General features: G+C 58.3%; 19 protein-coding genes. 16 read left to right on the forward strand and 3 right to left on the reverse strand.

Annotation, left to right across the window (positions count from 1 at the left end):
* Positions 1-5 precede the first annotated feature (5 nt).
* The 4 genes from ispD to AXF19_RS09110 are packed head-to-tail and all read left to right on the forward strand — an operon-like array spanning position 6 to position 3147.
* Positions 6-776 carry a 2-C-methyl-D-erythritol 4-phosphate cytidylyltransferase gene (gene ispD, locus AXF19_RS09095; RefSeq protein WP_066847942.1) on the forward strand — a complete coding sequence of 257 codons (771 nt, stop codon included), beginning with the start codon at positions 6-8 and terminating at the stop codon, positions 774-776.
* Positions 773-1249, forward strand: a complete 477-nt coding sequence (gene ispF / locus AXF19_RS09100; protein WP_066847945.1) for a 2-C-methyl-D-erythritol 2,4-cyclodiphosphate synthase — start codon at positions 773-775, stop codon at positions 1247-1249. Before ispD ends, ispF begins: the two co-directional genes overlap by 4 nt.
* 16 nt (positions 1250-1265) lie before the next feature.
* Positions 1266-2210 (forward strand): nitronate monooxygenase, encoded by a 945-nt coding sequence (locus AXF19_RS09105; protein WP_066847948.1) that lies wholly within the window; start codon positions 1266-1268, stop codon positions 2208-2210.
* 16 nt (positions 2211-2226) lie between these two features.
* Positions 2227-3147, forward strand: a complete 921-nt coding sequence (locus tag AXF19_RS09110; RefSeq protein WP_066847950.1) for a hypothetical protein — start codon at positions 2227-2229, stop codon at positions 3145-3147.
* 42 nt (positions 3148-3189) lie between these two features.
* Here the strand turns inward: AXF19_RS09110 and AXF19_RS09115 are convergent, their stop codons facing one another.
* Both AXF19_RS09115 and AXF19_RS09120 read right to left on the reverse strand, forming a co-directional pair.
* Positions 3190-5097, reverse strand: a complete 1908-nt coding sequence (locus AXF19_RS09115; RefSeq protein ID WP_066847953.1) for a nicotinate-nucleotide--dimethylbenzimidazole phosphoribosyltransferase — start codon at positions 5095-5097, stop codon at positions 3190-3192.
* Positions 5094-7283, reverse strand: coding sequence for a Tex family protein (locus AXF19_RS09120; protein WP_066847955.1), 2190 nt, complete (start codon positions 7281-7283; stop codon positions 5094-5096). Before AXF19_RS09120 ends, AXF19_RS09115 begins: the two co-directional genes overlap by 4 nt.
* Positions 7284-7471: 188 nt before the next feature.
* On the opposite strand from AXF19_RS09120, the gene AXF19_RS09125 reads away from it, so the two are divergent.
* From AXF19_RS09125 to AXF19_RS09160, 8 genes are all read left to right on the forward strand, one after another.
* Entirely contained in the window at positions 7472-7918 is a 447-nt protein-coding gene (locus AXF19_RS09125; protein WP_066847958.1) for a Fur family transcriptional regulator, read from the forward strand.
* 554 nt (positions 7919-8472) lie between these two features.
* Positions 8473-10137 (forward strand): translation initiation factor IF-2, encoded by a 1665-nt coding sequence (locus tag AXF19_RS09130; protein WP_066850171.1) that lies wholly within the window; start codon positions 8473-8475, stop codon positions 10135-10137.
* Between the two features lie 23 nt (positions 10138-10160).
* On the forward strand, positions 10161-11465 hold the full coding sequence (locus tag AXF19_RS09135) for a nucleotide sugar dehydrogenase (protein WP_066847961.1): 1305 nt from the start codon (positions 10161-10163) through the stop codon (positions 11463-11465).
* 18 nt (positions 11466-11483) lie between these two features.
* A complete protein-coding gene (locus tag AXF19_RS09140) occupies positions 11484-12419 on the forward strand; it encodes a polysaccharide deacetylase family protein (RefSeq protein ID WP_066847963.1) in 936 nt (311 codons plus the stop codon).
* Between the two features lie 29 nt (positions 12420-12448).
* Positions 12449-14332 carry a glycosyltransferase gene (locus tag AXF19_RS09145; protein WP_066850181.1) on the forward strand — a complete coding sequence of 628 codons (1884 nt, stop codon included), beginning with the start codon at positions 12449-12451 and terminating at the stop codon, positions 14330-14332.
* Positions 14329-16236, forward strand: coding sequence for a hypothetical protein (locus tag AXF19_RS09150; RefSeq protein ID WP_066847965.1), 1908 nt, complete (start codon positions 14329-14331; stop codon positions 16234-16236). Before AXF19_RS09145 ends, AXF19_RS09150 begins: the two co-directional genes overlap by 4 nt.
* A 24-nt stretch (positions 16237-16260) precedes the next feature.
* Positions 16261-17286, forward strand: a complete 1026-nt coding sequence (locus AXF19_RS09155) for a glycosyl hydrolase family 18 protein (protein WP_066847967.1) — start codon at positions 16261-16263, stop codon at positions 17284-17286.
* Between the two features lie 31 nt (positions 17287-17317).
* Positions 17318-19060 carry a polysaccharide deacetylase family protein gene (locus AXF19_RS09160; RefSeq protein ID WP_066847968.1) on the forward strand — a complete coding sequence of 581 codons (1743 nt, stop codon included), beginning with the start codon at positions 17318-17320 and terminating at the stop codon, positions 19058-19060.
* Positions 19061-19219: 159 nt separating this feature from the next.
* Here the strand turns inward: AXF19_RS09160 and speD are convergent, their stop codons facing one another.
* Positions 19220-19678, reverse strand: coding sequence for an S-adenosylmethionine decarboxylase (gene speD / locus AXF19_RS09165; RefSeq protein WP_066847970.1), 459 nt, complete (start codon positions 19676-19678; stop codon positions 19220-19222).
* A gap of 292 nt (positions 19679-19970) precedes the next feature.
* On the opposite strand from speD, the gene AXF19_RS09170 reads away from it, so the two are divergent.
* The 4 genes from AXF19_RS09170 to mrdA all read left to right on the forward strand — a co-directional run.
* Positions 19971-21005, forward strand: a complete 1035-nt coding sequence (locus AXF19_RS09170; protein ID WP_066847971.1) for a rod shape-determining protein — start codon at positions 19971-19973, stop codon at positions 21003-21005.
* Complete coding sequence (gene mreC / locus AXF19_RS09175) at positions 21002-21943, forward strand: rod shape-determining protein MreC (protein WP_066847972.1); 942 nt, start codon at positions 21002-21004, stop codon at positions 21941-21943. The genes AXF19_RS09170 and mreC overlap by 4 nt, the downstream gene beginning before the upstream one ends.
* On the forward strand, positions 21940-22437 hold the full coding sequence (gene mreD, locus AXF19_RS09180) for a rod shape-determining protein MreD (protein WP_066847975.1): 498 nt from the start codon (positions 21940-21942) through the stop codon (positions 22435-22437). The genes mreC and mreD overlap by 4 nt, the downstream gene beginning before the upstream one ends.
* Positions 22438-22460: 23 nt before the next feature.
* Positions 22461-24024, forward strand: a 1564-nt coding sequence (mrdA, locus tag AXF19_RS09185) for a penicillin-binding protein 2 (protein WP_237141560.1), incomplete at its 3' end; no start/stop codon positions are given.

Below are 24024 nucleotides of genomic sequence, written 5' to 3' on the forward strand. Positions count from 1 at the left end.
GGTGCATGGTTAGTGTGGTTTTTCCCGCAGCGGGACAGGCGCATCGGATGCAGATCGGGCTGAACAAGGTCTTTTTGACGCTTGCCGGAAAGCCGATGCTCCTGCGGACGCTGCTGACGTTTTCCAAGGTGCCGGAGGTCGGCGAGCTGATCGTCGCGGTCGGTGCCGACGAGGTGGATGCCGTGCGCGCGCTGCTCAGCCGCGTGAAGGGGCTCGCTCCGTGGCGCGTGGTCGAGGGCGGCTCGGAGCGGCAGTATTCCATCCGCAACGGGCTCGCCCTCGTCTCAGAGGAGGCGGATGTCGTGCTCGTGCACGATGCTGCGCGCCCGCTGATCCGCCGCGAGACGATTGAGGAGCTGATTCGCGTCGTGCGCGCGGAGGGAGCGGCGATTGTTGCCGTGCCGGAGAAGAATACGATCAAGATCGCCTCGGAGGACGGCGTTGTGGTCTCGACGCCACCGCGCAATACGCTTTGGCAGGTGCAGACGCCGCAGGGGTTCCGAAAGGAGATTCTGCTCGAGGCGAACCGCCGCGCGGATGAGGATGGATTTCTCGGGACGGACGATGCGAGCCTTGTGGAGCGTATCGGCGTGCCCGTGCACATCGTCAGGGGCGAGTACAGCAATATCAAGGTGACGACGCCCGAGGACATGGTGGTCGCGGAGGCGATTCTGCGCAATGACATGGGCGCGGGCGAGATGATGAAGACGGCTGTACACGAGGCAAAGCGTCTGCTCGGCGGCGTCGTGCGGCGGCGGAAGGGAGAGAGAGAATGACGCGGTTTGGCATCGGCTACGATGTGCACCGCCTCGTGGAGGGGCGAAAGCTGATCCTTGGCGGGGTGGATGTGCCGTATGAAAAGGGGCTGCTTGGGCATTCGGATGCCGATGTGCTGCTTCATGCGATCTCGGACGCGCTGCTCGGTGCAGCGGCACTCGGGGACATCGGCAAGCATTTTCCGGATACGGACGAGCGGTTCAAGGGCGCGGACAGCGGCAAGCTGCTCGAAGAGGTGGCGCGCCTCGTGCGTGCCGAGGGCTATGTGATCGGCAATGTGGATGCGTGCGTTGTGGCGCAGGCGCCGAAGCTCTTGCCGTATATTCCGACAATGCGCGACAATATCGCGCGGCTGCTCGGGATCGCGGCGGGGGATGTCAACGTCAAGGCGACGACGGAGGAGCGGCTCGGGTTCACGGGCAGCGGCGAAGGGATGTCTGCCTATGCCATTGCGGGCATAGAGCGCGTATAATATAGGAGGTAGTAACGTGGCAAATCAACTGAAGGAACTCTTGGGAATCGAGGTTCCCATCCTGCAGGGCGGCATGGCGTGGATCTCGGAGGCGAATCTCGCCGCTGCGGTCTCGAATGCGGGCGGTGCGGGCATCATCTCGACGGGTGGACGTACGACGGAGTACACGCGCGATGAGATTCGCCGCTGCCGTACGCTGACGGATCGCCCGTTTGGCGTGAACGTCATGCTCATGGCACCGAACAAGGACGAGATTGTGGACGTGATCTGCGAGGAAAAGCCGGCGTTTGTCACGCTCGGCGCGGGCAATCCCGTCCCGTATTTTGAGAAGCTGCACGCGGCGGGCGTGAAGGTCATCCCCGTTGTGCCGAGTGTGAAGCTCGCAAAGCGTGTGGAGGAAAAGGGCGCAGATGCCATCGTCGTAGAGGGCATGGAGGCAGGCGGTCACATCGGCGTGCTCTCGACTTTGCCGCTGATGGAGCAGGTTATCCCTGAGGTAAAGCTGCCTGTCGTCATGGCGGGCGGATTCGGTGACGGACGCGGACTCGCGGCGGCACTCCTCATGGGCGCGGCGGGCATCCAGATGGGGACACGTTTCCTCGTTGCAGAGGAGTGCGTTGCGCATCCGAATATGAAGGCAAAGCTGCTCGAAGCGGTGGACACGGATACGATTGTCACGGGTGTCACAATCGGCGGTGCCGTGCGCGGGGTCAAGAACAAGTTCTCGGAGGACTTTGTTGCGCTCGAGTACTCGGGCAAGGCGACAAAGCAGGAGCTGCTCGACCGTGCAACGGGTACGAACAAGCTCGCCGCTGTCGACGGCGACGTTGTGAACGGCATGGTGCAGGCGGGCGAGACACTGACGCTTCTGCGCGAGATCGAGCCTGTGCAGACGATCGTCGAGCGCATTGTGCGCGAGGCACGTGAGACGCTGGCGCAGGCGGCAAAGATTGAGATTTAAGGGGTAACAAAAGGGCATGGGAAACGACGAACTGACACGGATTCATGAACTCGCGAAGCGCGTCACGCTTCTCGAAAAGATGGCGCTGCGTCAGCAGAGTCGTATTGACGAGCTGGTGGAGCGATTGGAGCACGCGGAGCGGCGCGCGGGCACAGCGCCTCGGAGGAAGGAGCCGCCCAAGGCGGTCGCCGATGATCCTGTGGAGGCGAATGTCGCTGCGCAGCGCGCTGTCCCGTCCGTGAGCGATCTCCTCGATGAGGAGATGAAGCGCGATCTGTCGCGTGCCTACACGGGCGCGGCTGCCCCGTCGGTCAAACCGCCGGAGCAGCCGCCGCAGGGCAAGGTAATGAATGCGATGGAGCGCGCGGCGGGCAGCTATGCGCGGGCGACGGGCGGCAAGGAGTCTGCTCCGAGTGATCGCGTGAAGCAGAATGAGGCGGCACGCAAAAAAGCCGCCGAGGCGGCTTTGGATGCGATTCCCGTGCATGAGCTGCGCGAACGGACACCCGCCGAGCGCGCGGCAGACTACATGAGCGACTACAATGCACTCTACGATGTGCAGGGGACGATGTTTCAGAAGAAGAAGGCGCAGGACGATTTCATCAAGCTCTATGAGGTGCAGGGCATGCGCTGTACGAATATGCAGCTGCGCCTGAGCCGCCCCGAGCTCGAGCCGCGCTTCGTCGCCGTCACACCGACGCGCGATGCAGACTTCTGGGGCATGCCGCTCGGCAACGGGCTCTTTGCCGTTGTGCCGAATCCCTTCCTCGTCTACGGGGAGGAGATGCACACGGCGGGCGGCATGCGCGAGGCGTTCAACTCGAACTATCGAGCGGGGAATACCTACGGCCACTTCACGGTCAAGGAGACGGCAACCTTCCAGTTTGGAACGATTGGAAAAGTCTTCAAGAGGGGACAGCTTGAGGTAGCTCTATAGGTACAAAAAATAAGGCAGTGATGCTGCCTTATTTTTTTGTACCTATCGCACTTGTCGTCCCGCACCTGCGCCGTCGATGGCGACGGCGACGCCGGTCTCGGTGAAGGTTTTCATGTCGTTTACGACGTGGAGGGCGGCGCGCACGATGTCCATGCCGAGGATGCCTGCGATTCCTGCCGTGAGCTCTGTGTCGATCATGAGCATATCGGGGAGGATGTGCAGGAGGTAGGGGCGCAGGGCGGCGTTCTCATCGGCGGCTGCGCGTGCCGCGCGATTCGTCCGTGCGTCTCCCGGCAGGATGAGGCTGCCACCTGCTGCTGCCCTGTGCAGGGCGTCCGCGAGCGCCGTTGAAACAGCTTCACTTTCATCCACTTCGTATGTTCCGAGGATAAGGATGGGATATGTGCGGGCGAGGGTCTGCGTCACCTCATATGCGGTGTGTGCGACCTTTGCCTGCGAGACGGTGAGGATATGGACGGGGATGGATGCCGCCTCTGTGAGCGTGTTGAGAATGCACGCCAGATCGTCGGGCAGTTCCTCGTCTGTGATGAGAAGGAGGGCAGCTTTTGTGTCTATGGGAGGGCTCTCTGTGCCGAGGATGCCCGCAAGCTGCACGGCAATCCGCTCGAGATAGCCGAGGCTGTGGATGGGCTTAGCGAGGTTGTCGAGGCGGTATTGACAGGCATCCATGGAGGCTTGATTGGGAGGGGTGATTGATAGGGGCGCCAGGGTCTGCTCTCCGAAGTCGTTTTGAGTCGGAGAGCAGCTCTTTGTTTGTGTTGTCCAGGCGTTCAAAGCGCCCCTTCCACCATGCTGCGCATGGTCCCCCTCCCCCGTGTCGCACGGGGGAGGCATTGTATTACGGTGGCGAGGTTGCGTGCCGATAGGGGCGCTCCGAGAGCAGCTCCTTGATATAGCGTTATGTGAGGGCGTATCTGCTGCTTCCCATATTTTCAGCATCCGTTCCAGCATTCGCAGCGCAATCGAGGAACCTGCCGCCTCGCTGAGGCGGATGTCGAGGCGGAGGATGGGCGTGAGTCCGAGGCGGCGGAGTGCGTGCGGATGGGAATGCTCCGTCAGGGAGGCGTGCGAGGCGAGGAGATAGTGTGCGCAGTCGGGTGCGAGGGCGTGGGCAACGAGTGCCGCAGATGTGGTATTCGCCCCGTCGAGGATGACGATCATGCGCCGCGCGGCAGCGCCGAGAATCAGCCCCGCGATGCAGCCGAGTTCAAAGCCGCCGACCTTTGCGAGGACATCCAGTCCGTCATGCGGGTCGGGACGGTTGACATCGAGCGCACGACGGACGATCTCGATCTTGTGCGCAAGGCGCGCATCCGAGATGTTTGCACCCCGTCCTGTGACCTCCTCGGGGGTGAGTCCAAGGAATGCTGCAACGATGGCGGCGCTCGACGTGGTGTTCGATATGCCCATCTCGCCGGGGAGGATGCAACGGTCACCGCGATCTGCACAGTCATTTGCGAGTGCAATACCCGTTTCGATGGACTGGATTGCCTGTGCGCGCGTCATGGCAGAACCCTTCGTCATGTTTTCCGTGCCGCGCGCGATGCTGCGGCGGAGGAGTCCGGGGATATCATCATACGAGGCATTTACGCCGAGATCGGCGACGACGAGGCGCGCACCCGCATAGTTCGCGGCGGCATTTGCCGCACCGCCGTGTGCGATGAGATAGTTGCACATCATGTTCAGCGTGGTCTCGGGCGGATAGGCACTGACGCTCTCGGCGGCAACACCGTGGTCGGCGCAGGAGATGATGACACTTGTCTGCGGCGGCGCGGGATGGCGCTCGTCCGTGATATTGATATAGCGCAGAAGATTCGCGGTCAGTTGCCCAAAATTCAAGGCCTGTCCCGCCAATACGGGAGCAATGGAGTCGCTGAGGCGCATGTCGGGCGCTTCTATGCATTCTATGGTTCGTTCGAGAAGATTCATGCGTGTGCCTTTTCCTTTTCCATGCGTTTCAGTGAGAGCCCAATGCGCCCGCGTGCCTCGTCGATGCTGATGATCATGACATCGAGCGAGTCGCCAACGGACAGGACATCGAGCGGATGGCGCACGCGGCGGTGGCTCATCTCGGAGATGTGGAGCAGTCCCGCCTGTTTCAGCCCGATGTCGATGAATGCGCCAAAGTCCGTGATATTGCGGACTGTTCCCTTGAGGACCGTGCCGACGGCAAGGTCGGAGAGCTTCACGATGTTCTGGCGCGTGAGCGGTGCGGGCAGATCCTCGCGCGGGTCACGCCCGGGGCGCGCGATTGCCTTGAGAATGTCCGTGACGGTCGGCACACCCGCGCCGAGCTTCTTTGCGAGCGGCGCTGCACTCATCTGCGCGATCTTGAGTGCGAGGGCGGGGAGCTTTGCGCGGTCACGCAGATCGTCCTCACCTGCGCCGAGCTCGGCGAGGATGGAGCGCGCAAGCTCGTACGATTCGGGGTGGATGGCGGTGCTGTCGAGCGGCGTCTCCCCGTCGTAGATGCGCAGGAAGCCCGCACACTGGGTAAAGGCGGCATCACCGAGGCGCGCGACCTTGTGGAGCGCCTTGCGGCTCGCAAAGCGTCCGTGTTCGTTGCGGTAGGCAACAATGTTCTTCGCAATCGCGGCATTGATGCCCGCAATGCGGTTCAGCAGGGCTGGGGACGCCGTGTTGAGATCGACGCCGACGTGGTTTACGGCGTCCTCGACCGTTGCGTCGAGTGTCTCCCTGAGCTGCTTCTGGCTGACATCGTGCTGATACTGACCGACGCCGATTGCCTGCGGGTCGATCTTCACGAGTTCGGCGAGCGGGTCCTGCACGCGCCGTGCGATGGAGACGGCGCCGCGAATCGTAACATCGTAGTCGGGCAGCTCGTCCTTGGCGAGCTGTGAGGCGGAGTAGACGGACGCACCCGCCTCGTTCGTGATGAGATAGTGTACGTCTTTGAGGTCGTTGTCGCGGATCAGCGCGGCGACGAATTGCTCCGTCTCGTAGGATGCCGTGCCGTTGCCGATGGAGATGAGCGTAACCCCATGCGCCTTGATGAGTTTCAGCAGTGTCGTCGCCGCAGACTTGCGCTCGCCCTCGCTCTTCGTGACTTGAATTACACCGCTTGCGAGGACGTTGCCCGTTGCGTCGACAAGCGCCATCTTGCAGCCCGTGCGGTAGCCGGGGTCGAGTCCGAGCACCGTATGCCCTGCAAGTGGGGGCTGCAGGAGGAGTTGACGGAGATTGTGCCCGAATACGGCAATCGCCTTTTCCTCTGCCATCTCGGTCAGCTGTGCGCGCAGTTCGCGCTCGAGCGCGGGGACGAGCAGCCGCTTGTAGCCGTCCTCGATCGCCGCGCGCAACTCGCCCTCGAAGATCGAGGGGCGTGCATAGATGCGCTTGTAGATCCAATCGACATGCGCCTCGTGATCGACAGCGATGCGCACGGAGAGACAGCCCTTTTTCTCGCCGCGATTGACGGCGAGGATGCGGTGGGAGGGTAGGGTGCGGACGGGCTCCGTGTAGCCGTCGTACATCTGAAAGACCTGCGCCTCCTCGGCATCTGCATCCAGTGTCGTCTCAAGGACGGCGGATTTCCAGAATTTCTCGCGCATCAGGCGGCGCAGCTCCGCCTCGTCCATGATCGTCTCGGCAAGGATGTCGCGTGCGCCCGCGAGTGCATCGGCGGCGGTCGGTACATCCTTCTCTGTATCCACGTAGGAAGCTGCGATGTCTTCGGGTGAGCCTTTGCTCTCTCGTTGCAGCAACATAGTGTTTGCAAGCCCTTCGAGGCCGCGCTCGCGTGCGACGGAGGCGCGCGTACGCTTCTTCTGCTTGTAGGGGCGATAGAGATCCTCGAGGGTCTGAAGCTTCTCGGCGGCTTCGATGGATGCGCGCAACTCGTCCGTCAGCTTGCCCTGCTCCTCAATGCGTGCGCATATTTCCTCCTGCCGCTTGACTAGATTGCGCAGATAGGTGAGGCGTGCCTCCACCTGACGCAGCATCTCGTCCTCGAGGGAACCGGTCGCCTCCTTGCGGTAGCGTGCAATAAATGGAATCGTATTGCCGTCGTCGAGGAGGGTGATGACGGATTCGACCTGCTGCGGACGAATGGAGAGCTCGCCCGCAATCGCGGCGGGAATATCGGAAATACGCATAAAATCAAACCTTTCTTTCTGTCAATGTTCTTCATTATAGCATGATTTTCGGGCAGCGCAAAAGAAAGGATAGATTTTTATATGGAAGGAATATCACAGGACTATTGACAGGAGTTTTCGGATAGAGTATTATAATACATAAATAATAATGATTTTAGATTTAGTAAAAGAGTAAAGTAGGAATAATTATGCGAGAACAGATGATGCTGACATTGAATGAGGTCACGGATATTCTGCGGCAGAACAAGAAAAAGGTGACGCCGCAGCGGCTTGCCGTCTATGCGGCTCTTGCTGCAACGGATGAGCATCCGACGGCAGAGGCACTCTACAAGGAGCTGCGTCCGAACTATCCGACGATGAGCCTTGCCACGGTCTATAAGTCCCTCGATGCGTTCTGTGAGATCGGCATCGTGCGCGAGCTGAATGTGGGCGAGGAGGCGTTTCGCTACGACGCCGATATCTCTGCACATCCGCATGTGCGCTGCATTGCATGTGACAAGGTCTCGGATGTGCCCATTGCCTCGCTCCCGTCTCTCGAAAAGAATGTTGCATCCGTTACGGGCTATCGCATTGTTTCGCAGCAGATGTATTTTTTCGGCTACTGTCCGGCATGTCAGCAGGAAAAGGCCGAATAGAATAGATTAACCGGCACTTTTGGAGCAGGTTCATCTGAGCGGATGGACCTGCTTTTTTGCGGGCAAGATTAGAGCAGAAAATAATGCTAAAAATAAAATGCTTTGCGAAGATTTAAACTTTATTTTTTTATATAAATTTTTCTTGACTTTGCTTATCTGAAATAGGAAAATAGTAGTGAGTGGTAATAGGTCTATCGTCCTATGATAAAGCTTTGTTATTTAGGAAGCGCTGATAAATTCATAATTGCTATCTTGGCGCATCACTTTCTTGTAAGATACCGTCACTTTCTGCAAATCTATTGAGCAATGACTTTGAAATTGATATAGTTAAAATGTAATAGAGAGATCGTGAATTTTATGAAACACTGATAAATTTTTTGTTGCACATCTCGGTCTCGAAAAATTGCAATAGGTCTATAATCTCAAACCAAAACCTTTTACACCTTATCTGATGATAAAGATGCTTAATACATAGGTTTCGTTTTAATGTACCGTTACGGAGGGATTTTGAACTCATGGTCAGACATCCATACGCAAGTGCTTTTTTACTGTGCATGTTCGTTGGAGCGTTGCCGGGCACAGCTTTTGCGCAGACAACGCAGTCGTGGGTATACGATGCACTGAACCACCTCGAAGAGGAGGGGTACGTCGATCTTGGCGGGCGTGATCCTGCACAGCTCCCGCGCGATGAGCTGGTAAAAATCGTTGCACAGGGACTGCATGAGATCGACCACGTTCAGCAGGGAACGCTTGCAGATGAGTATGGGCGCATCACGAGTCTCGCGATTCGCGACGAGGTGCATCTGAAACTCTATCGGGAGCAGGAGCGGTATGCGCTCAAGGCATTTGAGCAGGCGCAGTCGGACGCCAGGAGTGCCGAGGAGATGTTGGTTCGGCAGTCCATGCGTGGGGTGAATCGTCTGGAGATCATGCGCCCCTTGCAGGAGCGTGCAAGCGGCGCGCGTCGGAATTTGCAGTATACGGCGCGCGATCATGCGCTGGCACAGATGCGGCGGCAGAAAGCAGAGATTGCCTATGCCAAGGTACAGGAACGTCAGCAGGCTATATTTATGAGTCTGACCGCGATGGACGACAGTGATCATACGATGGGCGGTGTGGTCGGCAATGGAAACGGCAATGCGGGTAGTTCCGGCGGTGGAAATGCGTCCGCCGGCATCATGGCAGAGCCCCTTGTGAGCGCGTCTGTGATTGATACGGCGGCACGGTTGCGCTCGGAGTTCATTGAGGAGCTGACGGATGGCGGCTATACGGATAACGAGCGTGCGGAACAGCAGCTCTATTCGTCGGTTCGTCTGCCGGAAGTCCCCGAGAAACGGCTGAAGATTGACGGACAGGTGCGCGTCGATGCTTCCCGCACTGCAGGCATCGAGAACGGGCAGAGCCGTGCCCGTGCGCGCGCACGTGTCTATGGGGACTACAATATAGACGGGAATTGGCACGCCATCGGGATGCTCGAATACGAGAAGACGCTGACCGGCGGCGGTGGGGACAAAGACGGGAAGCTGAAGCTGGATCGCTATTATCTCACGGGACGCTCGGGCATTTTCGATGTGACTGCAGGTGTATTCGGCACAACGATGGCGGAGGGGAATATCTACGACAGCAAGTTCCGTGGCATCCGTCTCTCCACGGGCGTGCCAATCACCTATACGGCGGAGTATGGCAAGATCGAGAAGGCAAAGACCGTTGCGGGACTCACGGCCTCGTACGACGCCAAGACCTACAAAGTGGAGGCGGGGATGTACCGCTTCGACAAGATCGGCAATGCGACGCGCAATATCTATATGCTGAACTACCGTAAGCCCATCGGCATCTTTGACTTCGGTGCGATGCTCCTGCACGGACAGGATCATGCCGCAGGCAACGGAACGGGATATGTATTTACGCTGGAGCAGAGTGGGGCGGGCGCGTGGCGTCCCGGTTCCTCCTCCTACTGGCTGAAGTATTATCACCAGCCAAGCGCGACCTATGTGAGCCATACGATGAACGGCCCTGCGGACTATATGAGCTTTGATGCGTCCGGCAGAGGGCCGTTGCGCGGCGGCTTCCGTGGCTGGGGGGCAGGCTGGTCGTATACGGTGAAGAAGGATTTGACCTTTGCGCTTGAGTATTACGATCTGAACGATCTGACAACAGGACGGAGAAGCCGAACGATATGGGGTGCTCTTACGGGATATTTCAAGAATTATGAAGAATGATGTGCAAAGGAGGTGTCTTGAAGATGTTGGAGCGATTGGAGCGGGGCGGAGAAAAACTCGCCGTTGTGGGGCTTGGATATGTTGGTCTTCCGCTTGCGGCGGCGTTTTCCAAACACTTTTCAGTGATCGGCTATGACCGTGATACAAATAAGATTGCGGCGTATCGTGCGGGTGAGGATCCCACGGGTGAGCTTTCCATGCAGGGACTGACGAATCCTGCGATTGATTTTACATCGGACGAGGCGCGCCTGCATGAGGCGGCGTTTCTCGTTGTCGCTGTGCCGACGCCGATCAATGGGGACAAGACTCCCGATCTCGATCCGCTGCGGGAAGCGACGCGCATGATCGGACGTAATCTGCGGCGTGGCAGCATCGTGGTCTATGAGTCTACGGTCTATCCGGGGGTGACGGAGGATGTTTGCCGCCCCCTGCTCGAGGAGGTTTCGGGGCTGCGCGCAGGCGTGGATTTCAAGGTCGGCTACTCGCCGGAGCGGATCAATCCGGGGGATCGCGTGAACCGTCTGGAAAATATCGTCAAGATTGTCTCGGGTATGGACGAGGAGACGCTAAGCGATGTCGCGGCTGTCTACGGCTCGATCGTCCAGCGCATCTACCGCGCCTCCTCGATCCGCGTGGCAGAGGCGGCGAAGGTGGCGGAGAATGCCCAGCGCGATATTAACATCGCCTTTATGAACGAGCTTGCCATGGTGTTTCATCGTATGGACATCGACACGGGCGAAGTCATTGCGGCGATGAATACGAAGTGGAACGCGCTCGGCTTCCGTCCGGGACTGGTTGGCGGACACTGCATCGGCGTCGATCCGTACTATTTTATCTATCAGGCGCAGAATCTTGGCTATCACTCGCCGCTGATCTCGACGGGGCGGCGGATCAATGACGGCATGAGCAACTACGTGGCGCAGACGGTGGTGCGTGAACTCGTGCGGACAAAGGTGGATCTGGCGCAGGCGCGCCTCTATCTCATGGGTATGACGTTCAAGGAGAACTGCCCCGATACGCGCAACTCGCGCGCGGCAGATGTCTACCATACGCTCGCGGAATACAATCTGAATCTCTGGGCGGTTGACCCGCGTGCAGATGGTGCGGTATTCCACCATGAGTATGGATTTGAACTCACGCCGCAGGACGAGGTGCACGATGCGGACTGCATCGTCTTTCTCGTGGCGCATGATGAGTTCCGCAGTCTGACGTGGAGCGATCTGCACAGACTGTTCCGTGCAGACGGACCGCATCTCATCATTGATGTGAAGGGACTTTTCTCGCGTGAGGAAACCGAGCGCGAGGGGTTCCGATACTGGAGTCTTTGAGGAAGGCAGGGGCAGTGGATGAATTACCGTAAGCTGGGATTCTTCGTGTTCCTTGGGCTTCTTGTCGTCTGCGGCATCCTAGTCCTCTTGCGGGACTATGTGATCGAGAAGGCAGATCCGCAGGCGGAGCTGACCGATCTCAGCGCCGCCTATACTGCCTCTGAGGAGATCTCCGCTGCACAGCAGCGCCTCGCGGACGGCGTTGCGCCGGCGGAGGTCGTGACGCGTCTGCAGGACGGCACGAAGCATCTGGCGATCGTGATCGACGGTCTGCCGGAGCGTGCACTGACGGAGCGTATGCTGGACGTGCTTGAGAAGCACAACGCGCCGGCGGTATTCTTCGTCGAGGGGCAGAATGCGGCGGAGCAGCCCGAGACCATCCAACGCATTTACAATACGGGCTATGAAATCGGCAACTATACCTTCGTCGGCATCAGCAGCGCTGAGAAACTCCCCACGGAGCGCCTCATCAGCGAGCTCTGCCGCACGCAGAAGGTTGTTGCAACGCTCTCTCCGAAGGCACCGACGCTCTTTCGTGCGCCGCGCACCGTGTTTACAGATCCGCTCCTCATGGCGGTGAAGGCGGCAGGGCTGGACTATGCCGTCAAGGAGAACGTGCGGCATGAGGCGGGGACGTTTCGGGATGCGGCGGATGCTGCTGCATTTGCCGCGACGATACCGCCGGGGAGCATCCTTGCCATCGGCATATCGAGACCGGTCGATCCTCCATCCAAAGAGGCGGGCAAGACGGATGATCGTCCTGCGGTGGATAAGAAACCGAATATCGAGGATCCACCGGCAGTTCGCAATACCCCGCCGCCGTCCGATCCCGCCGATGAGCTGGACTGGCTGCTCACGGCGCTTGAGGGCGCCGGCATGAGGGTCGTAGACATTCACGATTTCCGAAAGATCCGTTATATACCGGCGATTCCCGAGGCGGAACCCGTCAGATAGGCAGGTGAGAATATTTGGCTGAACAGACAATGGGGCTTGACGAGCGGCAGAAACTGAAAGAGCTGGCGGGTCAGGCATCGGCGACGCAGGATATCCTGTGGGAGGAAAAGCAGGATCGCCGTCTCCTCTCCCATGTGCCGGATGCGACAGGACATCGTAGCAATCACAGTCGGCGCGGTGCATCGGATGCCATGAACACCGAGGACTATGTACGCTATGAGCAGGACGCGAAGAATGGGCAGCGCTATCTGGTCGACTATCCGGTCGAGATCCGTCTGCCGGGCGGCGGCAGTCTCACGGGGCGCGCTGTCGATATATCTACGACGGGCATTCTCGTGCGGATGGATGCCACTCCAGGGCGCGTAGCGCCGACCTTTGAGGGTGATGTGAAGCTGACCTTCGAGATCACGCCGGGGTCCATGCCTGAGGGCTATGAGATGGAGGTGAAGAAGCTCCCTGCAACGGTGGCGCGCCGCTTCGAGACGGATGCCGGCATCCTCTACGGCATGGAGTTCAAAAAGAGTCTTGCAGAGTATGCCGCCGCACAGCGGCGCGATTATATGCTGTGGATCGCATCGTTTTTTCTGGCGGTCATTGCATTCATCATCGTGCTCATGCGCGCGGAGTCCGTCATCTACTTCAAGTTCAACCGCTGGCTTTATCTCTACAGCATCATCGCGGCGACCTTCCTCCTGACACGCTATCTCTTTGCGTCCTTCTATCGTCCCGTGCGCATTGATCCGGATTTTACGCCCGGCGTATCCATCATCATCCCCTGTTTCGATGAGGAGGAGTGGATTCAGCGGACGATTCATAGCTGCATCAATCAGGACTATCCCGTGGACAAGCTGGAGGTCATCGTCGTGGATGACCACTCAAATGACCGCTCCGCAGAGCGTGTGCAGGAGATGATCGACCAGCTCAAGGCGGCGGATACGAGCGACAACGCCTATCGTGTTGCCGAGCGCATCCGTTTCCTGCAGCAGCCGTTCAACATGGGCAAGCGCGACGCCATGGCGCGCGGGGCGCGCGAGGCAAAGCACGAGCTGCTGGTATTCGTGGACTCGGACAGCTTCCTCGATCCCTTTGCCGTGCGCAACATTGTGCAGCCGTTCAAGGACAAGGAGATGGGCGGTGTCTCCGGCCGCACGGACGTGGCGAATACCTATACGAATGCCCTGACGAAGATGCAGGCGGTGCGTTATTCGGTTGCCTTCCGCATCATGAAGGCAGCGGAGGGCTATTTCGATGCGGCGACCTGCCTCTCGGGACCTCTTTCCTGCTACCGCAAGGATCTCGTGCTGAAATATCTGGATGACTGGCTGAATCAGACCTTCCTCGGACAGAAGGCGACGTTCGGGGACGATCGCAGCATGACGAATTTTATCCTGCGTCACAATCGGACGACGTATCAGGATACCGCCGTCTGTATGACGATTGTGCCGCGTTCGTACAACGTGTTCCTGCGTCAGCAGATGCGCTGGAAACGCTCGTGGCTGCGCGAGTCGCTGATTGCCTCGCGCTTCATGTGGAAGAAGGAGCCGTTCACGTCGCTCGGCTTCTACATGGGTGTCCTCGTTCCGATTGCGGCACCCATCATCGTGCTTTACAATTTCATCTATGTGCCGATCATGCACAGGGTTTTCCCCACGAGCTTCATCATCGGCATGATGATGATGGCTCTGCTCATGAGCATGGCGCAACTCTTCATTCGCCGCAGCACGACGTGGATCTACGCGCTGTGGTTCTGCATCTACTATGAGGCGGTGCTGCTCTGGCAGATGCCGGTCGCATGGGTCACGTTCTGGAAGACGACGTGGGGCACACGCCTCACACAGGCGGATTTGGATGAATTGAAAAAGAAGCAGGAGAAGGAACAGGCGAAGAAGATGCAGGTGGGAGGGGCAGGATGAAGGAGAAGGAAGCCCCGCAGAATCTTACGGGTGAAATCGGTCTTGAGGATTTTACGAGGCGGAAGAACCGATGGAAGAAGCTGCGCGTCGGCGTAGAGGTTATGATTCTGCTCGCGACGCTGTACGTCGTTGCAAATCTCTTCTTTACATTTAAGACGTATCAGCCCTTTGCCGACGCGGATGTGAGCACTGAGGATCGCGGCTTTATTGCACTTTCCTACTTCGGTGTTGACCGCATCGGCGATACGAGTACGCTCATCGGCAAGGAGCAGCTGCGCAGACAGCTGACGGAACTGCACAATCAGGGCTATGTGACGATCACGCAGCGGGATATTCTCGACTACTATCGCAATGGGAAGCCGCTGCCGCCGCGTGCGCTCTATCTGATGTTCGAGGATGGGCGACGGGATACGGCGATCTTTGCGCAGGAGATCATGGAGGATCTCAACTTCAAGGCGACAATCATGACCTATCCCGAGAAGTTTGCACACAAGGATCCTAAATTTTTGGAACCGAAGGATCTCCGCGAGATGGAGGCATCCTCGTTCTGGGAATTGGGCACGAACGGCTACCGCCTCGAATACATCAACGTCTTTGACCGCTATGACAATTTCATCGGGGAGGTCGATCCCCTGCGCTTTGATATGATTCGTCCCTATCTCGGCCGCCGTTACAATCACTATCTGATGGACTATATTCGGGACAAGGACTATCTGCCCATAGAGAGTGACCGTCATATGAAGGAGCGCGTAAGCTATGACTATATGCGGCTGCGCGACATCTATGAGGTGGAGCTCGGCTATGTGCCGCAGACCCATGTGCTGATGCACGCGAATACGGGGAGATTCGGCAACAATCCGCGCGTCAGTGCGGTCAATGAGCGTTGGATTCGCGAACTTTTCCCGATGAACTTCAACCGCGAGGGCTTTGTGCTGAATGAGCGGGGGAGCAGCCTCTACGATCTGACGCGGATGCAGCCGCAGCCATATTGGCCGATCAACCACCTCCTCATGCGGATCAAATACGATACGAACGACGATATTGTCTTTGTAGAGGGGGAGCAGGAGAGCCGCCGCGCGTGGGAGCTCATGGAGGGCGCGCTCGAGATGCGGGATGAGTCCCTCATCCTGACGACGCTGCCGGAGGGGAGAGCCCTCGCCCGTCTCGTGGAGGGCGCTGAACCACGCGATCTGCGTCTGGAGGCGCGCATGGAGGGCAATGCCTTCGGTGCGCAGCAGATCTATCTGCGCAGCTCGCCCGATCTTAGCAATGCGATCTGCGTGCAGCTCGTGAACAATTACCTCGTTGTCGAGGAGATCATCGGCGGAGCGGAACGTATAATCTACCGCGAAAAACTGCCTGTCATTCTCGAGGAGACGATTCCCTCCGTGGAGGAGGATCGGCGTGACGCGTTGGTGCGTGAGAATGAGGCGTTTGCGCGCTATGCGCCCTCGCCCCTTGCCGCACGAGAATACCTCGGACGTGCAGAGGCACTGCGCGATGAGCCTGTCCCCACAGTTGCCGACGGCGCAGAGCCGTACGAGGGGACGGAGAGCTTTCATCGGCGCAGCAATCACAAGATTGTGATCCTCCTGCGCGATGAGCTCCTGTCGGTCGAGATCGATGGTCACATGGGACCGGAGGATCTGCCGGTGCGCATTACGGATCGCGGCGGCATCTTCCTCGGTGCCTCGTGGCAAGGCGAGGCGTGGAGTCAGCGGAACCTTGCTGACGATGTATATGACGGCATCTTCCATCAGGTGCGTCTCCTATCGCATACCGGCCGCGCGGGCAGCGACGAGCGCGTCATCTATACCAGCGAGTATACGGGCTGGGAGAAGACGAAGAAGAATATGGAGGAGCGCTGGGATGCCCTCATCGACTGGTTCTTGGAGTATTTGTAATAGAGATATGGAGGAGAATGATATATGCGTTCGGGCATGATCTGCCTGCTGTTCCTCATGTGCGTGCTGATCGGGGGCTGTGTGGAGGCAGAGCCTCTGAGGAGCGGACATCATCCGCCCGTACATCTGACCTCATGGCATACCTACTGGGATATGGAGGCGGGCAGTCAGGATCATGCGGCGCTTCGAAAAAAGCTGGATGCCATCTCCTACTTCGCCGTTTGCTACGATGAGCACGATGCACTCTATGTGCCGGACTCAGTTCGCGCGATGGCGGCGGAGTACAAGGGGAAAAAGGTCGAGACCTATCTGAGCTTCGTGAATGACATCGTGGGCAAGCGCCGCTCGGAAAAGGATCGAGAGCTGCTGTGGCGGCTGCTGCGTGACGATGCAGCGATCGATCATACCGTCGCGGAGATTGTGGCGCTTGCAAAGGAATTCGATGTCTACGGTGTGGAGCTGGACTATGAGAACTTCGCAAAGGACGAGAAGCTCCTGCAGCGCTATCTTGTCTTTACCTACCGCCTGTCGATGGCGTGTGTGCAGAACAATCTGAAGCTGCGCATCGTGCTCGAGCCGTCCGTACCGTTTGATGCGGGGTTTGCGAAAGGCCCTGAATACGTCGTCATGTTATACAATCTCCACGGCAAGCATAGCGGCCCCGGGGCGAAGGCGGATCGCGCCTTCATCGAGAAGACGCTGGCAAAGATGGAGGCTCTGCCCGAAAAGCGCGCTGTCGCCCTTGCGACCGGCGGCTGTCTGTGGCAGGACTACGGCCTGTTCGGACTCAAGACAGGCGAGCGGAGCTTTATCACGGAACGTGAGGCGGTCGCACTCGCTGAGCAGCACCATGCAGTACCGGAGCGGGACGAGGAGAGTGCGGCACTTCATTTTACCTTTGAAGCGGATGGACATGAGACCGAGGTCTGGTACGCAGACAGTGAGACGCTGAATGCGTGGATCACCTTTGCCGCCAATCACGGCATTGCGTCCGTGAGCATATGGCGTCTGGGAGGAAATGTGGACATTGGTCAGCTGCGCAGTCAATAAAAATGTTTTTAGTGTGAAAGGGGAGAGGTTTATGCGGAACAGGAATGCGCTCCGCATTCTGATCGGCGTATTCTGCCTCCTCAGTCTGTGCGTCGGTATGAAAGAAGCTGCAGCGGCGGACTATCAAGAGCTGCGCGCGGCAAATGGCGGACGGATTGCACAGGCGCAAAGATTCATCACAACGGTGAAGCCTGCTGTCATATTTACCTTTGGCGGTCTTTCCAAACAGGAACCACTGGATGACATACTGAACGAGATGGCGGCGCGGGGCATGCGAGGGACGTTCTTCGTCACGGAGCGTGAGATTCAGCGCAATGGGGACAATATTGCGCGCATTGTTGCGGCGGGGCAGGATCTCGGCATCGGTCTGCGCCCCGAGGAGGGCGCGGACTTCGACGCCTACTGTGCGCAGATCGAGCGGATTCAGACCGCGCTGCGCACGCGCTGGGGCGTGGAGACGAATATCGTGCGTCAGATGTCGGGAGCAGATGAGGAGGCAATCGGGGAGGCGGTCTCCGCGATGGGCTGCGTGCTTGTCGGGCAGGGGCTGAACGTCGTGCAGTCGAAGCACAAGGACGCACAGACGGCGGAGGAACTGATGCCGCAGCTCTTCGGACGCTGGACGACCTCACTGAACCGTGGAGAGATCGTCTACCTGCGTACGGATTTCTATACGCGGTCAGCGCTGACGGGAGAAATCTTCCGCGCGATCATTGCAGAAAAGCTCGATAATATCGCCTACGCAGCGCCGGGGGCTTCGAATGCGCAGCTTCGGCAGGATCGTCAGGAGTCCGGATATACGGTTGCCTCCGTGCAGGATGTCTTGGCGGATACTGCGGCGCTCTATACATATCCTGTGGATATGGACGCACTGCCCGAAGAGATGCGCCCCTATGTTCGTGCGGAAAAACTTGAGGGGAGCGCCCTTATGAAGGAGTTTTTCAAACGCTACGTTGGCGCGCCCGAGGTTGGAGAGACGGATCGTATGCTGGATTTTTCCCGCGTGGAAATGCGGCAGGCGGATCGAACGGGGATTGTCAAGACGGTTGCAGATAATACGATCTTCCTGAGTTTTGACGACTGGGGCAGTGACGATTCGATCAACCATATTCTCTACGTTCTGCGCAAGCATAAGGTGCAGGGGACATTCTTCGTCATCACATGGAACATCCATAACAATCCGAATCTCCTGCGCGCGATTGCGGCGGAGGGGCATGAGATCGGCAGCCATACGGACGGACACAAGCCGATGACGATTCAGGATGAGAAGGGGCGTCAGATCCCTGTGCAGAATCCCGAGGAATACAATGAGGATGTGCGCTCCTCCTATGAGAAGCTCGCGGCGACCGTCGGCGATATGAAGCTGCCCTCGGGGCGCTATGCACTCACGCGTCTCCTGCGCCCGCCGACGCTTGCAGTCAGCCGCATGGGTGTTGCGGCGATTCTCAACAATGGGTTTACCTATGTCGTCAATGGCAGCGGCAGCACGGAGGACTACAGCACGGTATCGATGGAGTCGTTGGTCGGCATTCTGCATAATCTGACACATGAGGAGGATGGTTCGGTCAAGCGCGGTGCAATCCTCGTTATGCACATGAGTTCTACAGCTGCTCGTACGGCAGTGGCGCTTGATATACTGCTCACGGCAAACGACAGTCTGCCCGATGGGCATCCCGGCAAGTTCAAGGTAGGCCTGCTCGGTGACTATCTCACAGGTGACTACGATCAGTCCATGAAGCAGGTGAAGCCCGCAGCAGGTTATCATTTGCACTAAAAAGGCTGTTGTACGAAGTCGTTTTGACTCGTACAACAGCCTTTTGTTTGTATTGTCCGGACGCTCAAAGCGCCCCTTCCACCGCTTACGCGGTCCCCCTCCCCCGTACCGACGGGGGAGGCTTTCCCTTACGGCATATCGAGAGCAGCCCTTTTTTACTTAGCCGCGGTTGCGTCGTGCGAGGATGCGGATGACCTTTGCGCCTGTGCTCTTGATCTTGCGGATCGGGGCGACGTGCGTTGTGGTCTTGGGGCGGATCTCGGAGGGCGAGCGGAAGTCTCCGCGCCGCAGATGGGTCGTCTTGGTCTTTTCGGGCTGGAATGCCTTGCGCATCGTACGCGCAATCGGGTCGAGCGCGGCATCCTCCGTACAGAGGTAGATGTCAAGCGAGACGTGGCGCAGCTCGGGGTGGACGTGCAGAGCAAGATGTCCGTCGGGCAGGAGTGCCATCAGGGAGATGTGACCGCTCTCCTGCACGTCGCTGATGATCTGCAGAGGCACGAGATCAAGCTCTCTGAGTGCATTGGAGACCTTCATGCGGAGCGCTTCTTCATCGGTGCATCTTTCGGCTTTGCAATTATAAAAATCCACTGTCAGCAACCTTGATTGAATGTCCATTCGATTCAGTCTCCTTAACACAGTGCAAATTCTTAATATCATTATAGAGGAAAGCTGCGCCGCCGTCAAGGAATCTGGTTAAATTGTCCTAAATGGGCTGAAAGAAGTCTAGGGGGATGGTCTTCCCATCGTTTTCCTCATAAAATCTCATGGAAAAATAAACGCGCTTATGCTATACTGATTCTGCGCGCCTTTAAGGAAGCACTGATAAATTCAGCGATTCCTTATGGCCAGCGCATATGGAATTATTGAATGAATACATCTCAGATGATGGAAGGAGACTCCACTTACAATGTTTGGTCTTTTTGGCGGACACGATATGGGGATTGACCTCGGTACGGCGAATACTCTGGTACATGTGAAGGGGCGCGGGATTGTCCTGCGCGAGCCGTCCGTTGTGGCGATAAAGAGTGATTCGGGCGATGTGCTCGCCGTGGGCGAGGAGGCAAAGCAGATGATCGGGCGCACGCCCGGCAATATCGTTGCAATCCGCCCGATGAAGGACGGTGTTATTGCGGATTTCGACGTGACGCAGGCAATGCTGAAGTACTTCATCCGCAAGGCAATGCGTTCGAAGTCGTTCGTACGTCCGCGCGTTGTGGTCGGCGTTCCGTCGGGCGTGACAGAGGTCGAGAAGCGCGCGGTCATCGATGCGGCGCAGCAGGCTGGGGCGCGTGAGGCGTATCTGATCGAGGAGCCGATGGCGGCGGCGATTGGTGCGGGGCTTCCCGTGGAGGAGGCAACGGGAAGCATGGTCGTCGACATCGGCGGCGGCACGACGGAGATCGCCGTCATCTCGCTCGGCGGCATTGTGACGAGCCGCTCCATCCGCATCGGTGGCGATGAGATGGACTCGTCGATTGTGCAGTACATCAAGCGCATGTATAATCTGATGATCGGCGAGCGCACGGCGGAGGAAATCAAGATCACGGTCGGTACGGCGATTGTGACGCCGGATACGGATCGTACGATGGACATCCGCGGACGCGATCTCGTGAGTGGTCTGCCGAAGACGCTGACGATCCGCGCGAAGGAGATCCGTGAGGCGCTGAACGAGCCGATCTACAAGATCATCGATGCCGTGAAGGGCACGCTCGAGAAGACACCGCCCGAACTCGCGGCAGATGTCATGGATCACGGCATCATGATGACGGGCGGCGGCGCACTCCTCATGAATCTGGACAAGCTCCTCTCTCATGAGACGGGCATGCCCGTGCTCGTGTCCGAGGACGCGCTCTCCTGCGTAGGCGAGGGGACGGGGCGGACGCTTGAGAATATTGGACTCCTCAAGAATGTCGTCATGTCCTCGAAGAAATTGAAACAATGATCGACCGAATCGGACGGGCAAGGCAGTCGGGACGCAAGATCTGGGCATTGCTTTTCGTTCTGCTCGCTCTTTTCTGCGTCATTTTCTTTGCTGCGCGCGGACGGTTTCAGGCGACCGCCTCGACGAGCACGGTGGGTACCGTGCTTGCCCCGTTTGAGATGATATTCTCCTACGCAGGGCAGCAGATTCAGCATGTGACGTCGAACCTGTGGGAAATTGCTACGGTACACGAGCAGAATAAGATGCTCAAGAATGAGATCGACCAGCTGCGGCAGCAGAATACGATGGCGGAGGAGTATGCGGCAGAGAATGCGCGTTTGCGTGAGCTTCTCGCATACAAGCAGTCGGCGCAGCAGTTCGATCTTCTTGCCGCGCGCGTCATCGGACGTGATGCTGCACTTTGGACGAGCACGATCGTCGTGGATCGCGGTTCGAAAGACGGGGTGCGCGAAAACATGCCCGTCGTGACGGGCAAGGGGCTCGTGGGGCGTGTGACGGAGGTTTCGCCGCTCTCATCCAAGGTACAGCTGATCCTCGATGTGCGCTCCTCCGTCGGCACGCTCATTCAGCGGACAGAGTCCCGTGTGACGGGCATTGTCACGGGGACGATGGACAATCCCTATATGCCGCAGATGATCAACATCCCGCGCAATGCGGATGTGCAGGACGGCGATGCCGTCATTACATCCGGCTTCGGCGGTATCTATCCGAAGGGCATTCCCGTCGGACAGATCGTCTCGCAGCACAGCGATGATACGGGGCTTCTGAAGGTTGCACTCATCGAGACGGCGGTGGATTTCCAGCGGCTCGAGGATGTGGCGATCATCACGTCGTCACGTGAGGCGCCGCCGGCGCCGATTCAGCCTGCGCCGCTCAGTCCGGGTGCGGCTGCGGCGGCAGAGATCTCTGTAACACAGGCAAAGGCGGCAGAGCAGTGAAGAGATATAAATTCTTTATCTTGTTTTTCGTGCTTCTCTTTGTCCTGCAATTCTCGTTTCTGCCGCTCATTGCTGTATACGGGGTAGTTCCCGATCTGCTCCTCTTGGCGACGGTTTCCTATGCCTTTCTGCGCGGCAGTGCGTGGGGCGGATTCGTTGGCTTTGCATTGGGGCTGGTGGAGGATCTCAGTGTTGGCTCGTTCTTTGGGCTGCAGGCATTTACGCTGACATTGATCGGGCTCTTTTTCGGTCGGTTTTCTGATCGCGTGTTCAAGGAGCAGTTCTTTTTGCCGATCACGGCATCTGTCGCGGCAACTTTTGCCAAATATGTGATTTCGGCGCTCATTGTGTATCTGCTTGGCTATCATTTCAACCCGTTCCTGCATATGGGGCGCGTACTTCTCATTCTGCTCCTCTTTCAGCTGATCTTTGCGTATCCGATTCACTGGGCGACGTTTCATCTGGATAAGCGCATACGCGATCCGGAGCGGTAGCAGGGGTTTTTTGGAGTGTAGTTGTGAACGAAAATGAAGATTTCAGCGGGCGTCTGCAATTCCTCGGTCTGGTGATCGTGCTCATCATTGCAGTGCTGATCGGGCGTGCAGGCTACCTACAGGTCTATGACGGCGAGCGCTATGCGCGCCTTGCTGAGGGCAACCGCATCCGCATCATACCGGCGGAGGCGGCGCGCGGTACATTCTATGACCGCAATGGGGAACTCCTCGTGACGAACCGTCCCGGCTTTGCAGTGTCGCTGCTCCCGCTGACGGAGCCGATCTCACCAGAGGTGATTGCGCGCGTATCAAAGCTCATTAACGTGCCTGTGGAGGAGATTCAGCAGAAGATTGACGCGCACGTCGGTTTCGATCCCATTCGCATCAAAACCGACGTGCTGCCCGATATCGTGACGATCATCGAGGAGCAGAAGGATGACTATCCGGGCGTTGTGATCGAGGTGCTGCCGATCCGTGACTACATCTACGGAGAGTATGCGGCGCATGTCTTCGGCTATGTGAGTGAGATCAACGAGGAGGAACTCGAGCGGCGCAAGGATGAGGGCTATAAGACCGGCTACATCATCGGCAAGTTCGGTCTCGAACGCGTCTATGACAAGGACGTGCGCGGCGTGAACGGCGGTGATCAGGTGGAGGTGGATGTGTCGGGGCGTCCCGTGCAGCTCCTCGGGCGGCAGTCGCCCGTGCCGGGCAACGATCTCGTTCTGACGATTGACAAGCATATCCAGGAGGCTGCGGAGCAGGCGGTCGATGCGCAGCTCGCCATTGTGCACGCAAATGCGGCGGCAGCGGTGGTCATGAATCCGCAGACGGGTGAGGTGCTCGCGATGGTCAGCCGCCCTGCGTTCAATCCAAATCTCTTCGCGGGCGGCATCTCAACGCAGAACTGGAATGTGCTGAACAACAACCCCTATCATCCGATGGACAACAAGGCGATCACGGGCGAGTATCCGCCCGGGTCGACGTTCAAGATTGTAACGGGCACGGCGGCGCTCGCCGAGCACAAGGTGACGCCGCAGGAGCAGATCTTCGACGCAGGACATCACTGGATCATTCCGAAGACGAATGCGGGCGGTGAGGCACTGGGCTGGATCAATTTCCAGGAGGCAATGGCACACTCGGACAATGTCTACTTCTACGAGATGGGCAACCGTCTTGGCGTGGATGCACTCGAGCGCTATGCGCGCATGTTCGGTTTGGGCACGCGCACGGGCATCGATCTGCCGTACGAGGCGGAGGGCCTTGTGCCGAATCGCAAGTACAAGGCGGATAACTACGAGGACGGCGAGTGGTATCTCTCGGAGACGTTTGACGCGGCGATCGGGCAGGGGTTCAACCTCGTGACGCCCTTGCAGGCTGCGATGGTCATGGGGGAGATTGCGGCGAACGGCAAGCGCTTTCAGCCGCATCTCGTGCAGCGCATTGTGGATGTCAACGGGAATACGGTGCGCGAGTTTCAGCCGAAGCTGCTCTCGGAGCTGGAGGTGGATCCGTTCGTGATCCGCAATGTGCAGGAGGGGCTGCACGACGTGACGAAGATCGGTACGGCTGCGGGCGTGTTTGCCG

The sequence above is a fragment of the Selenomonas sp. oral taxon 126 genome, assembly GCF_001683335.1.
GTDB lineage: Bacteria > Bacillota > Negativicutes > Selenomonadales > Selenomonadaceae > Centipeda.